General features: G+C 49.0%; 12 protein-coding genes and 1 riboswitch. Of the genes, 1 reads left to right on the top strand and 11 read right to left on the bottom strand.

Annotated elements, in window-relative coordinates:
- Positions 1–3: 3 nt before the first annotated feature.
- The 5 genes from thiM to coaW all read right to left on the bottom strand — a co-directional run bounded on the left by thiM (position 4) and on the right by coaW (position 6718).
- Positions 4–816 (bottom strand): hydroxyethylthiazole kinase, encoded by an 813-nt coding sequence (thiM, locus tag ACTTK7_RS08230; RefSeq protein ID WP_462867327.1) that lies wholly within the window; start codon positions 814–816, stop codon positions 4–6.
- A gap of 17 nt (positions 817–833) precedes the next feature.
- A complete protein-coding gene (gene thiD, locus ACTTK7_RS08235) occupies positions 834–1646 on the bottom strand; it encodes a bifunctional hydroxymethylpyrimidine kinase/phosphomethylpyrimidine kinase (protein WP_462867329.1) in 813 nt (270 codons plus the stop codon).
- Between the two features lie 100 nt (positions 1647–1746).
- Positions 1747–1846: riboswitch (TPP riboswitch) on the bottom strand.
- A gap of 41 nt (positions 1847–1887) precedes the next feature.
- Positions 1888–5262 carry an efflux RND transporter permease subunit gene (locus tag ACTTK7_RS08240; protein ID WP_462867330.1) on the bottom strand — a complete coding sequence of 1125 codons (3375 nt, stop codon included), beginning with the start codon at positions 5260–5262 and terminating at the stop codon, positions 1888–1890.
- Between the two features lie 131 nt (positions 5263–5393).
- Complete coding sequence (locus tag ACTTK7_RS08245; protein ID WP_462867332.1) at positions 5394–5852, bottom strand: MarR family winged helix-turn-helix transcriptional regulator; 459 nt, start codon at positions 5850–5852, stop codon at positions 5394–5396.
- Between the two features lie 5 nt (positions 5853–5857).
- A complete protein-coding gene (coaW, locus tag ACTTK7_RS08250; protein ID WP_462867333.1) occupies positions 5858–6718 on the bottom strand; it encodes a type II pantothenate kinase in 861 nt (286 codons plus the stop codon).
- Between the two features lie 244 nt (positions 6719–6962).
- Between coaW and cls the strand changes: the two genes are divergently transcribed.
- Complete coding sequence (cls, locus tag ACTTK7_RS08255) at positions 6963–8420, top strand: cardiolipin synthase (RefSeq protein ID WP_462867335.1); 1458 nt, start codon at positions 6963–6965, stop codon at positions 8418–8420.
- A gap of 45 nt (positions 8421–8465) precedes the next feature.
- Here the strand turns inward: cls and ACTTK7_RS08260 are convergent, their stop codons facing one another.
- From ACTTK7_RS08260 to ACTTK7_RS08285, 6 genes are all read right to left on the bottom strand, one after another.
- Entirely contained in the window at positions 8466–9599 is a 1134-nt protein-coding gene (locus tag ACTTK7_RS08260; protein ID WP_462867337.1) for a glycerate kinase, read from the bottom strand.
- A 21-nt stretch (positions 9600–9620) separates the two neighbouring features.
- On the bottom strand, positions 9621–10070 hold the full coding sequence (locus ACTTK7_RS08265; protein ID WP_462867339.1) for a hypothetical protein: 450 nt from the start codon (positions 10068–10070) through the stop codon (positions 9621–9623).
- Between the two features lie 96 nt (positions 10071–10166).
- The gene (locus ACTTK7_RS08270; RefSeq protein WP_298787177.1) at positions 10167–10649 is read right to left on the bottom strand and encodes a GtrA family protein; all 483 of its coding nucleotides are present in this window, start codon (positions 10647–10649) and stop codon (positions 10167–10169) included.
- A 31-nt stretch (positions 10650–10680) separates the two neighbouring features.
- The gene (locus tag ACTTK7_RS08275) at positions 10681–11841 is read right to left on the bottom strand and encodes a glycosyltransferase family 4 protein (RefSeq protein WP_462867341.1); all 1161 of its coding nucleotides are present in this window, start codon (positions 11839–11841) and stop codon (positions 10681–10683) included.
- 19 nt (positions 11842–11860) lie between these two features.
- Entirely contained in the window at positions 11861–13009 is a 1149-nt protein-coding gene (locus ACTTK7_RS08280) for an NAD-dependent epimerase/dehydratase family protein (RefSeq protein ID WP_462867343.1), read from the bottom strand.
- A gap of 565 nt (positions 13010–13574) precedes the next feature.
- Positions 13575–13916 (bottom strand): general stress protein, encoded by a 342-nt coding sequence (locus tag ACTTK7_RS08285; RefSeq protein ID WP_462867345.1) that lies wholly within the window; start codon positions 13914–13916, stop codon positions 13575–13577.
- Between the last annotated feature and the right edge of the window lie 24 nt (positions 13917–13940).

Genomic DNA, 13940 nt, shown 5'->3' on the forward strand with positions numbered 1-13940 from the left:
GTTTCAGCCCTCCTGGGATTCCTGTTTGACGCGGATATAGTGGCGCAGATCCATTTCCTGCGTTGCATGGAGGGCGTTCAATAACTCAATTTGAAAGGAGCCCGGCCCTTCCCTTGTCGTTAAACTGCCTGCAATTTCCGCCGCTGCGCCGTAATAGGCATGCGCGGCTGCCACTGCCCCGGCCGAATACTGAACGGTTAAAAAGGAGGCTGCGATCGAGCTGAGAAGGCAGCCGGTGCCGGTTACTTTTGTCAGCAGTGTATGGCCGTTCTGCACGATAAATACTTCGCCCTGATGAGCGACTGCGTCCTCCACTCCGGTCACCGCTGCAATTACTTCAAACTTTCTTGCAGCTTCTTTAGCGAGCACTGGGTTGTCTGCTTCTCCTGAAGCGTCCACGCCCTGTATGTTCCCGCTTTCGCCGAGCAGCGCTGCCATTTCTCCCGCATTTGCCCGGATCAGCGCTACATCCAGTTCGTCAAGAAGAGCAAGTGCCGTTTCCGTCCGGTAAGCCGTTGCACCTGCCCCTACAGGATCCAGAATGATGGGGATGCCTTTTTCATTAGCTGCTTTGCCAGCGAGCCGCATCGCCTTCACCTGTTCCCGGTTCAGCGTGCCGATATTTAGTACGAGCGCATTCGCCGCTTTAGCCATTTCCGCTGCTTCCTCCGGCGCGTTTGCCATTACCGGGGATGCGCCCATGGAAAGCAGTCCGTTTGCGGTGAAATTCGTTACGACGGTATTTGTAATATTATGAATCAGCGGCCGTGTTTTTCGTACGTTCTCCAACAGGCCTATAACCTCTTTTGCTTTCATGCCGATCCCTCATTTCTTTATTTTAATAGTTGATCGAGTGGAACGCGTACTCCCCAGTGATTGACCGGTCCATTGCCTTTACCGATCTCCAGGGGGTGTGCAATCGCATCGGTAATATATTCCTTGCTTTCCTGTACTGCTAAATAGATGGACTTGCCCCTTGCAAGCTTCGCGGCAATTGCGGCTGATAGTGTACAGCCTGTTCCGTGCGTGTGCTTTGTATCCGTCCGCGGCGAACGGAAATAATGAATTTCTCCATCGACATACAAAATATCGACTGCGTCTTCTTTCATATGGCCGCCCTTGACAAGCGCAGCCCTGGCCCCTAATTCATCAACAATTTTTTTGGCAGCTGCTTCCATCTCCTCGAGGGACTGGACCTGAAGGTCCGTCAGGCTTGCTGCTTCAGCCATATTCGGCGTAACGACTGCGGCCAGAGGAAGAAATTCATTTTTCATTACTTCAAGCGTCTCCTTCTCAGCCAGGGAATCTCCGCTTGTGGCAACCATCACCGGGTCAATAACCACCGGCAGGGCATGTTTTTTCAGCATGTTCACCGTCGTGCGGATCATATCCGGCGTTGCGATCATTCCGGTTTTTACCGCATCCGGCATAATATCATCAAAGATGGAATCCAGCTGGGCCTGAAGCAATTCAATGCTCATATGCTCCACCCTTTGGACCCCGGTCGTATTTTGTGCGAGCACGCTAGTAATAGCAGACATTCCATAGGCTTCACATTCCTGAAATGCCTTCAGATCAGCCTGGATCCCAGCTCCACCGGTAGGGTCTGTTCCAGCGATGGTCAATACTTTAGGTACTTGTGGCATTCGTTATATCCTCCTTTAGAAGGAATCCTGCTTTAGGTTCAAAAAAAGCTCACCCCCTGAAAGTAGAGAGTGAGCTTTGGCGTATACGTACGTATTTGTATAAAACGAAGCTCCACTTCCCTACGCTGGCACTACCCAGATCAGGTTCGAAGGGACCAAGAATGGTTCTTGTCTCAGCGCAGGCGCCCCTAGCGGATTCCTTACTATTTTTCTTAATCGTACGTGACGCACAGTCCTAATGTCAATTTTTTTCATTATCGCCGGATTTTTTATTTTTGTCCGGATCACTCGAAGAACGGTCCCGTTTTTCTGTTTCTGATTTACCAACGATGCGTTCGAGAAGGTATAGGATATCATCCCGGGACATATCCTCCCGATTTTTATTTTCTATATTCTCCATGTCGTTGCTGGTTTCTGTAGCTTCATTGTTCTGCTGGTCTTCATTGTTATTCCGTTCTTCCCCATTCTGTTCTTCCTGTTCTCTTTTTTCCCGTTCCTTGCGTCTTTCTTCGACTTCCCAGCCGTACATGTAGCCTCCGTCCGGCATGGCGAATTTTTTATTCATGCTTCTTGTTTCTTTAGTAAACAAGGTATAGAGTGTTGGAATAATAAACAGCGTCAGGAACGTACTGCTGATGAGACCGCCGATGACTGCAATACCCATTGGCTGCTGAATTTCTGCTCCTTCCCCGAACCCAAGGGCGAGCGGAAGCACGCCAAGGATAGTCGTAGAAGCTGTCATCAGTATAGGGCGTGCCCGCTTTTTCACAGATTCAATGACCGCTTCCCTTACCGGCAGCCCCCGCTCCACCAGCTGATTCGTATAATCGACAAGCACAATCGCATTGTTAACAACAATACCGGCAAGCACAATTAAGCCGATAAATACGGTAATACTGAGCGGTGTCTGGGTCGCAAACAGGGCAAGCATAACACCGATCACCACCAGCGGCACGCTGAACATTACCACAAATGGGTATTTGAATGATTCAAACTGGCCTGCCATAACGAGGTAAATGAACACTACCGCCAGAAGGAAGGCAAACACAAGACTTTGAATGCTGTCATCAAGAAGCTCCTGTTCGCCGGAGAAGTTCAATGTCGTCGCCGCTCCGGTATCTACGTCGTCGATCGTGTCTTCAATTAACGTAGAGGTTTCATTCAGGCTCGTACCGGAGCCGTAGGTGACTGTAAATTCAGTACTGCGTTCCTGGTCAAGCCGGTTAATGACTGCCGGCCCCTCTCCTTCTTCAATATCAGCCACGTCGCTTAAGCTGACATATTCTCCTTCCGGAGTAGCGAGCTGCAGGTTTTCAAGGTCTTCCTGGTTTTCAAGGGAATCCTCTGCATACTGCACGTTCACGTTCAGCGGCCCTTCGTTATCCGTCTGAATTGTCGACGCCACTTCTCCGCTTGTGGTGCTGTTCACCGTCTGGGCGATTTCAGCCGGCGTCAGGCCATTATCCTGTGCCTCGTCTTCGTTAATCTGCACCTGGATTTCCGGAGCAGTTTCTTCATCTGACGTTTCTACGTTTCGTATAGTATTTTCACTTTCAAGCTCCGACTGCACGGCGTCTGCATCTTCAGCGAGCCGTTCTTCATTTTCGTTTGAGAGTGTAAATTCTACGGAATTTGCTTCTCCCCCGCCAATGGCTGCAGACGACGATAACGAAATATCTGCCTGCTCATCAGTGTTTTCCACGTCGGATTCAATTTCTTCAATCATTTCCTCTGTCGATATATCCCGGTCTTCCAAATCCTCCATCGTAACTGTAATTGAGGCCTCATTGGATCCGGAGCTTCCGCCGCCTCCGGCTGCTACTCCGCTGCCGCCCGAGCCGACTACCGCCATATAGCTTGCAATCTCATCCTGGTCTTCAAGCACGCTTTCAATTTCGTCGACCGTTTCTCCGGTCGTTTCCAGATTTGTGCCGTTTTCTTTTTCAACATTGATCGTGAAAAAGCCCTGGTCTGTCGTCGGGATAAAGTTCACCCCGGTCTGGGCAATGCCGCCGGCTCCTCCAAGCAGCAGAAGAAGCGTCAGCAGCAGAGCGACCGCGCGGTGGCCGAGGACCCAGCGGATTGAACGGTCCAGAAATCTCATCGGCCGTGATTTTTCGCGTTTTGCTTCCCTGTCTTCCGGCAGTGGCTTCAGCACACGGCTTGCAATCATTGGTACTACCGTGACAGCTACAAGCAGGGATGCAAGCAGACTAAAGGCTACCGATAAAGCAAAGGCCTGGAAGATCTCGCCGACAATACCGGAAATAAAGACTATCGGCAGGAAGACGGCGACTGTTGTCAAGGTCGAAGCTGTAATCGCCCCGGCCACTTCCTTCGTGCCGTCGAGAGCGGCCCGTTTAGGGAGCTTTTTCATCGATAGGTGCCGGTATATGTTTTCAATAACTACTATCGCGTTATCGACAAGCATCCCGATGCCAAGAGCCAGACCGCCCATCGTCATCAAGTTTAAGCTCACATCGGTAAAGTATAGAAACGCAAATGTCACAATTACCGAAAACGGTATCGCAATACCAATAATGAGCGGCGTCGTCAGGTTTCTTAAGAAGAAGAAAAGAACAACCATGGCGAATACGCCGCCGGCAATTAACGCAAGTGCTACGCTGTTAATGGACTGCTGAACGTACTCCCCTTCATCGTAAATTATCGTAGTCTCGAGATCATTATACTGATCTTCTTCAAGCAGATCGTCCAGCGTCTCGTTAAAGTCCGTGGAGACCTGGGCCGTATTGGCATCTGATTCCTTCAGCACTGTCATCTGAATGCCGGGCTCCTGGTTCACTTCAGTGTAGGCCGTCTGTTCCTCAGTCGTGCGCTCTACTTCCCCTACATCGCCGACAGTAACTGTATCACCATTTTCATCCTGTCCGACCGTCACTTCCTGCAAATCTTCAGCCCCGTTCAGTTCATTGACTGTGCGGGTCGTTAATGTGCGCTCTCCGGAGGTAATCGTGCCTCCCGGCTGCGTAATATTATTTGCCTGTACAGCGTTTGTGACGTCGGACTGGGTGACATTATTGTCTTCGAGTGATTCCTGGTCCAGTGAAATTTCGAATTCTTCATCCAGGCCGCCGCTTGTATCAACACTTGCGACTCCTTCAGTGCGTTCGAGTTCGGTTATAATGTCTTCCACCTGGCTCTGGGTTTCAGCCAGATCATTTCCTTCGGAAAATGCAGCCATTTGAATCATGCCCTGAGCATCGGGATCAAACTCGATAAAGGAAGGGTCTCCCGCATCATCCGGCAGGCTGGCATTATTCATGGCGTTATTGATATCCTGCTGTACGTCCTCCACCGAAGTGCTCCATGAGAGTTCAAGCAGTACAAGACTTGTGCCTTCCTCCGACTGTGAGGTCATGCGGTCGAGTCCTTCGATAGTGGAAAGCTGTTCTTCCATCGGTTCTGTGACGCTGCTTTCAATTTCCTCCGGGCCGGCGCCCTCATAGTTGGTCGCTACAGCTGCGACTGGCGGTTCAATCTCTGGAAACAGCTGTAAAGGCAGATTGGTCAGCGATACGAAACCCATCATGATAAATAAAATCATGCCGACAATCGTCAGTTTCGGCCGCCGGATAGATGTGCGGGTAATTTTCATGCATCGTTCCTCCATTGGTATGTATATTTCGATAGTTCATCGTCTAAACTGTTAAGTAACTTAACTACATAAACAACCTTAAACGACTGGGTGGCTTCCGTCAATGAAGATGCATGAGGGACCTGCTGCTTTTATTTTTTATAGGCGTTATTAATTTCTTTCTCCAGCCGATGTATAACCTGATTTGCCTGCTTTAACTCTTCAAGCGGTATTTTGGCGATATACTGGTCGACGATATAATGCTGGAAATTTGCCAATTCTTCTTTCAGCTTCCGCCCTTTCACCCCGTATACAAGCTGGGTTTCTCTTTTGTTTTCTTTATTGGCAGCACGGTAAAGAAGATCTTCTTCTTCAAGACGCTTCATCGCCTGGCTTACCGCACTTTTTGAAATGCGCAGCCGGTGGGCCATCTCTGTTAATGTCAGACCCTCGTGCCGCAGATTTATAAAAAACAGTGCTTCCTGGCGGGTAGTTAAGTGCAGCTCTCCAAGCATCGGCACTTCCGGCTGGAGCAGTGTACTAATATTTTCAAGCGTATTTACCGCCTGTTCGAACAGTTCTCTATGCGTAGATGGTTCCATTTCGTTCATTTCGCTCATCCTTTTTTTTCAGCTTTCTTTTCGGCAAAATGCGACTCTTCATGCATATAGGCGCCTACCGCTCCGCTGAATTCTCCGTAAGGAAGGAAGCATGGTTCTTTTCCGCGGAGCTTCGTATAGCCGCCAATAATTTCTTTTAAATGGTCGTGCTTATCAAATGTGGAACCAATATACACGATGGAAACGGTGTTCAGCCGGTCGGCCATCTGCACACTCATCGTCGTGATCGTTTCACCAATCATACGTACAACAGCAGCGATATAGTCTTTGTTTTCATAATCATTGTTTTTCATATTCATAATATTTCCGAAGTTGCTGGCCGTAAGATCTCCGGAAATCGGAGGCTCTTCATCAGTATAAATATCCTTTACCTTAACGTTCAGCGACCGTCCGTCCCCTTCTTTTCCAAGCCGCAGTATTTCTTCATACGCCTCTATACCAGTAAGAAGATAGGAAAGACCGATAAGCGTTCCTCCTCCCACTCCACTGCCGCCGACGCGCTCGTATTCCTTTGGGCCGGCAAAATGTATGGAGGTCCCGGTCCCAACGTTTGTAATAATATACGTATCTCCGTAAGGCCCGTCTTCATTAAAACGCTTCCGCATATATGAAACTCCCTTACAGGTAGCTTCAAATTCACTGATAGGCTCTGCAGGCCAGGGCAGAGACTTCCGCAGCGTTTCCGCCTTCCCTCCCGTAATATGAATAACTGGATTGTCGACCCGGTCTTCAATCCATGTCTGCACCTGCTCCATGTCGGTGAGAGGTATTTTTTTCAGCTCCCATTCATCGTTTACACGGTAAGCAATTTTAATCAGCGTACCTCCTGCATCAATACCGACTACTTCATTTTCCATTCTTCTCCCCCTGTCCCGCATTCAAATAGTTATATCTTCTGTCGTCTCTTCGTATTTTATCCTACTTCCTGACGAATTGAAAACGATGCAGCACGCCACTCCTTCCTGTTTTTCTCAAAATTACAGGTTTCCTGCTTCGCAACGGCGTTAATTTTGTTAAAATAATACTACTGCCTAATACGCAGGTATCTATAAATTTAACAAGGTCCTCCGTTTCAACATAGAGGAAGAATGGGGAAAGCAGATGGGCTTCGAGATATTATCCATTTTCTTAGCAATATTATCGGTTTTTAATTTATTTTTCGCCTTTGTCATTATCTTTATTGAAAAACGCAACGCCACCGCCATCTGGGCCTGGATTATGGTGCTGTTTTTTATTCCCTTTTTAGGATTTGTACTTTATTTAATTTTCGGGCAGAACCTGACCAGAAAACGCCTGTTTGACTGGGCAGATATCGAAAAGATCGGAATTGAGGAGCTGATTCAGGAGCAGATGCATACACTGCGTAACGGCACCTTTCAATTTTCAGATTCTGTCTCCTCCAAGCACCGGGACCTGATCTACATGCAGCTTGCAAACGATGGGTCGGTGCTTACGAAGGAAAACGACGTCCGGGTGTATACGGACGGCCACGAAAAGTTCGATAATCTGATTAAAGATATCGAGAAGGCTCAGGATCATATTCATGTGCAGTACTACATTCTTCGAAGCGACAACCTCGGACGACGGGTTATCGAAGCATTAAGGAAAAAGGCAGAAGAGGGAGTCGTCGTCCGGCTGCTCTACGATGACATGGGCTCAAGAAAGATGCGTAAAAAAGCACTCCAGGGCCTGGAAGCAGCCGGCGGGGAAGCAGCTGTCTTCTTCCCGAAGCGTCTTCCGATTATTAATTTACGCCTCAATTACCGCAACCACCGGAAGATTGTTGTGATAGACGGCAAAACCTCCTACGTTGGCGGGTTTAATATTGGCGATGAATATCTTGGACTCAGCAAAAAGTTCGGGTACTGGCGGGACACCCACCTGCGTCTGGAGGGACAGTCTGTTAAAACAGCGCAGACACGGTTTATTCTCGACTGGAACCAGGCTAACTCCAGAAATCCCATTCATTACGAAGAGCGTTATTTTCCTACTCTCGCAGAGCCTGGGGAATGCAGTATGCAGATTGTGTCGAGCGGTCCGGACTCCGAATGGGAGCAGATTAAAAACGGGTATATAAAAATGATCAACTCCGCCAAGCATTCAGTTTATATTCAGACTCCCTACTTTATTCCGGACGAGAGTCTGATGGATGCCATCCGGATCGCTTCTTTATCCGGGGTCGATGTCCGCATCATGATCCCGAGCATGCCCGATCATCCATTTGTGTACTGGGCCACGTATTCTCACGTAGGCATTGTTCTTCGTGCCGGCGCCCGTGTTTATATTTACAACAATGGCTTTATCCATGCCAAAACGATCATGGTGGATGACGAAATCAGTTCGGTGGGCACGGCCAACATCGACGTTCGCAGCTTCCGGCTGAACTTCGAAGTGAACGCTTTTATCTATCATGCGGAAACAACGAAACAGCTGACCGATACCTTCCTGTACGATATGAATACGTACTCCTCCGAGCTCACCCTAGAGGCGTACCGGCAGCGCTCGCTCTGGATCCGTATCAAGGAAGCAGTATCCCACCTTTTATCCCCGATTCTATAAACGGTGCAAAAATCCGCTGCCTCCCAAAGAGAAGCAGCGGATTTTTTATGTTTTCCACAGACCGGCGAGACTCCGGGCCCAGTTTTCGATGTAGCGGGTGCTTTCCTGCATTGCCTCCTCCAGGGAAACGATACCCGGCACCATACTGAAAGCAGCATCAATGCCCGCTTCGTACACCTTCTCATAACCATCACCGAGCTGGCCGGCAACTGCAACGACCGTACTTCCTTCAGGGGATGCCTTCGCTACTCCAACCGGCGTTTTACCAAATACGGTCTGGGCATCAATTTTTCCTTCACCGGTAATAACAAGTGAAGCCCCGGCACTACGTTCAGCGAAGCGGCTCTCTTCAAGCACAATGTCTATGCCCGGCTCAAGCGCAGCATTTAAAAAAGCTATCGCACCGGCTCCCAGACCTCCGGCTGCCCCAGCTCCTTTTTCCTCAAGCACTGATTTATGCAGGTCCTGTTCAATTACTTCCCCAAACAAACGCAGCGCTTCATCGAGCTCCTGAACCGCCTTCGGACCCGCTCCCTTCTGCGGACCGTAGACAGCACTCGCTCCCTCTGGCCCCGTCAGCGGATTCGTAACGTCACAGGCCGCACGCACGGTTACTTCATGAATTCTTTTGTCGAGCCCGTTCGTATCAATGCGGTGCAGATGCTTCAGTGACCCTCCACCGGGGCCAAGTTCCTTCCCTCTCCGGTCCAGGAAGCGGACGCCCAGCGCAGCAGCCATCCCGGCCCCGCCATCATTGGTGGCACTTCCGCCGAGTCCTAAAATAATCCGCTCCGCTCCTTGATTGAGCGCTTTCAAAATCACCTGTCCTGTACCATAGGACGTAGCTGTTAACGGGTCCCTGCTCTCTTTGGCCACCAGGCCAATTCCTGAAGCTTCTGCCATTTCAATAACCGCCGTGCGGGACTTCTGAATGTAGACAAATTCAGCCTTCACGGTGCTCCCGTCCGGACCAAGCGCCTCCACTGTATGAACCTCTCCGCCAAGACCATCCCGGAGCGACTGTGTAGTTCCTTCGCCGCCATCGGCCATGGGGACCAGCTCTGTAACGAGGTCATCAGAGTTTCCAATCCCCTGGCGGAACCCCCTTTCGATTGCCTCAGCAGCCTCCATGGCTGTCATGCTTTCCTTGAATGAATCCGGTGCAATCACTACTTTCAATTGTGCCTCCTCCTTTACGCTTTACGACTGGTTGGGATAAATAGAAGATGCATGCTGCTCCAGCATTTTTTCAAACAGCCACTTTTTTTCCGGAAGCGGAAGCATACAGTCAAAATGTGTCATGTCTTCGTTTTTAAAAAAGCCGAGCGTCCCCTGGCAAAAACCGCAATAGGATGTTTGGTGAGTCAGCGGCTGCTCGTCCGGGAACCAGTCATTTTCCGAAGGCACAAATTCGCCGCTCATATTCCAGCCGGTGCCATCGGCTAACTGTACGGAAGCAAGAAGCTTATACGCCTTCTCTCCTTCCTCTCCGTCTGCGGCTGCCATCTGCACGTAGGAATCCGCCACCTGAAGCAGACGGGGAATTTCATTTTCCCTCAGCTCCCGGAAGGACGGGGTTTCCTGTCCTGTCTGACGCAGGTAGTTCATATGCTCCTGGTACCTCGATAAGTATAAATGGATAGGTTCCAATTCGTCTCCCCCTTTTTTTCAGTATAGCATGAGTGGTCTGTTGAAATAATAAAAGAACACCCCGCTCCGCTGCAGCAGCGGCTCTGAGATGTTCTTCTACTGGTTTTCTTCCCGTGAGGATTGTTCACGGTTGGGATACCGGCGGTTAAAGTCTTTAAACACAAAGTATTTCATCATAAAGAAACTCGCCGTGAACGAAGCCAGCATGGCCAGTCCCTTAGCCAGGTTCTGGCGAATCCACGTGGGTACTCCAAGTGTCTGAAATAAAGCATTAAACCCTAAAAATACAGCGTTGTTAATACCGAGGCTGATCAGCCCCTGAACAATAAATACTAATCGCTGGCGGGTACTTCCTTTCGCGGAATCCCGGAACGTAATAAAAACGTTCCAGATGTAGCTGTTAGTTACTGCCAGCGCGTAAGCAATCGTATTAAAAAGCGTTAACGTCATCCGCTCTTCACTTGGAAAAAGAAATAGAAGCAGATTCAACGCACCTATATCGACTACAGCATTCGTTACACCAATAGCACTAAACTGAAGCGCCTGAAGAGGACCACGCCGCTTTTGATTCTTACCCATAGAACCCCTCTGTTCTTGATGAAGTCGTTGCTTACCGGCGTTCTTCTGAAACTGTGTCATTATTTTCCGCCGATTTTGAAGCCTTCACACCGGCTGCTTCTTTGTATAAATCCCGGATCTGCTCTGCTGCAGCTTCCCATCCAAAGGTGGAGACATCTGTAAAGGCCTGGTCGGCCAGACGTTTTCGGAGGGTTTCATCTTCAAAACGGCAGACAGTCTCTTTAAAGTCATCCTTCGTATGCGGATCATACAAAAGGCCATTACGTTCTGATGTAAGCTGTTCCTTTGTCGGCCCGCTTTCTGCAGCAACAAGAGGCAGGCCGGAGGCCATTGCCTCCATAATCACAAGCCCAAGTGTTTCCGTCGTGGAAGGAAAGACAAATACGTCGGAGGAGGCAAACGTAGAAGCCAGCTCATCCCCGTGCATAAAACCTGTAAATACAGTGTCCGTGCCTTCGAAATGCTTTTCAAGCTCCTCCCGGTGGGGACCGTCTCCTACAATGGCCAGGCAAAACTTGTCCGATTCTTCGAGGACATCACGAATTTTTTCGATCTCTTTTTCAGCTGCCAGCCGTCCTACATAAAGCAGCAGCGTTCTGTCGCTTTTTCCACCAGAGAGCCGCTCCCGCATCCTTCTGCTGTGGTGTCTGGGATGGAACTGTTCGGTATCTACTCCCCGTTTCCACAGATGCATGCGTTCAAACCTTTTTTCCTGAAGCTCTGTCTGGACGGTATGCGAGGTGCAGAGGTTAATGTCCGCCTTGTTATGCAGGCGCCGCACATACCACCACATCAGCCATGTCAGCATGCCCAGATTATAGTAGGACATATACTGGGTCAGATTTGTATGATAGGAGGCAACCAGCGGCACACCAAGCTTTTTCGCATAGTTAACACCCGAATAGCCTACGACCGCGGGGTTCACGACGTGCACGACGTCAGGCCCGAAATCCTGTATATACTTCTTGACTACCCGGTTCGGGAGAGCGAACTTCTTTGAACGATAAAAAGGGAGGGCGCGCGCAGGCACCCCTTTCACTTCTGCTCCATCAAATTCATACACACCCAGATCCGGGGCTACAATCTGTACTTCATGACCATCACGATGCAGCCAGCGTATGCAGGCTGTTAATCGTGTAACAATTCCATCTGTAGAAGGCAGAAAAGTCTCGGTGATGATCATTATCTTCATAGAAGACAACTCCCCGCTTTTATTTCCAGCTCACACTCGGCAGTACATTTTCTTCGATTACCCGCTCTTTGTGCTCAATTACCGCTTTTAGGATGTGGCGGATAACGTCGTCTGTTAAAAAGTGCGGTTCCAGCCCCAAGTCTAAAAGGTTGGTATTAACCGCTTCAAGGAAATGCTCTTCAAGCTCCACCCGCGGGTTTTCCAGATGATCCACATCTACGTGGTAGCCTTCTTCTTCAGCTACCTTTTTCACCCGTTCAGCGAGTTCGAGTACAGAAAAGTCTTCAGTGAACTGGTTGAATACACGGAACTCTCCAGGCTCAGCCGGCTTTTCTGCTGCAATTTCCACACAGCGCACTGTATCTTCAAGGTTCAGGAAGCCGCGGGTCTGGCCGCCTTTTCCGTAAACTGTCAGGTTCCGTCCGATGGCGGATTGAATGATAAAACGGTTCAGCGCTGTTCCAAAAACCCCGTCGTAGTCCAGGCGGTTGGTAAGCACCGGGTCCATGTTGGTTTCATTCGTATCCAGGCCGTAAACGATGCCCTGGTTTAAATCTGTAGCCCGGATGCCCCATACCTTGCAGGCAAACATAATGTTATGGCTGTCATGTACTTTTGATAAATGATAGAACGAGCCCGGCTGTTTTGGAAACGGAAGGCGGTCTTTGCGGCCCTTGTGCTCCACTTCCAGGTATCCTTCTTCAATCGGAATATTCGGCGTGCCGTATTCTCCCATCGTACCAAGCTTAATCAGGTGGCACTCCGGCGCCATTTCTTTAATAGCGTAAAGCACGTTCAAATTCCCTACTACGTTATTCACCTGCGTGTAGACTGCGTGCTCGCGGTCTATCATCGAGTAAGGCGCAGAACGCTGTTCAGCAAAGTGAACGAATGCTTCCGGCTTTTCCTGCTCCATCACCTGCTGCAGGAAATCGTAATGCTGAAGATCACCTTCGTATGTACGTATTTCTTTTCCCGTCAGCTCTTTCCATTTCGCCACCCTGTCCTCAAGGCTTGCAATCGGGGTGATCGAATTGGAATGAAGCTCTTCATCAATTTTCCTGCGTACCATACTGTCGATAATTGATACGTCATGACCCTGCTTTGATAAGTAAAGCGCGGTCGGCCAACCACAAAATCCATCTCCACCTGCAACAATAATTTTCACGTCAGTTACCTCCACATCATTTAATACAATCTGATAATTCAAACAAACATAATTCTATGGGTATCTATAAGGTAATTTCTACCTCGTAGAGTGCAAGTTGCCGTCGTATACGTACGTCCGAGTAGAATTCCCATCGAAACAATACCACTCTCCTTATATTAACGCAACTATTTGTCTATATACCACCGTTATTCTATCATACTAACTAATCATTGCAGCTATCACAGCCATAATTCATAAAAATTACATAAAATTTTATCGAAAAGCGGAGGGTGTTTGGGCACCAGCTTAAACGGCTCGTCGATTTCAGTCGGCTTGAGACGAAGTCGCAAACGATCTGAAATCACGAATGGATTAAGCTGGTAACACCCGTAGCTGGACATAGAAAGGCGGAGGAAGCCTGTTTAGCGGCGCGGACCCTGGAAGAGCTCTGGATAAAGGGGTTTTTTCTCTTTACCAAAGATCTGAAGGGCCACGCCGCCGTTGGCTTCCGGCGCTGGACAATGAAAAGCGGAAAAATCCTTCAGCGGCGCGCCCCCAAAGCTGAACAAAATCCGGAAAAGATTCACTTGTCAAAAGAGAATTTTTCCGGATCTTCATCCACGGCAATTAGTATATTATGTTCATCAAGCTTTTCGCTCAAATCCCGGGCTTCTTTATCCCCGTATCCAAGCTTTTTTAATCGTTCATAAATATCGGACGCACCGTTACGGAAAAACTGCTTCACGAACTCCACCGGGCTTGTAACGTCTGCTTCTGTATCACTTACTTTTAATTCTTTCGCAGTCGCTTTTTCCGAGTCCAGAGCCAAAGCATAAATGTGTTCCCTTTGGATTCCCTGCATCTTTAATTTATCTACAGCCTGCTGTGCTTCTTCTACGGAAACAAAAATACGAGCGGTAGGCAATAGTTCCCCCTCCTTGCAAGGAAT

The sequence above is a fragment of the Marinococcus tarijensis genome (genome assembly GCF_054971385.1).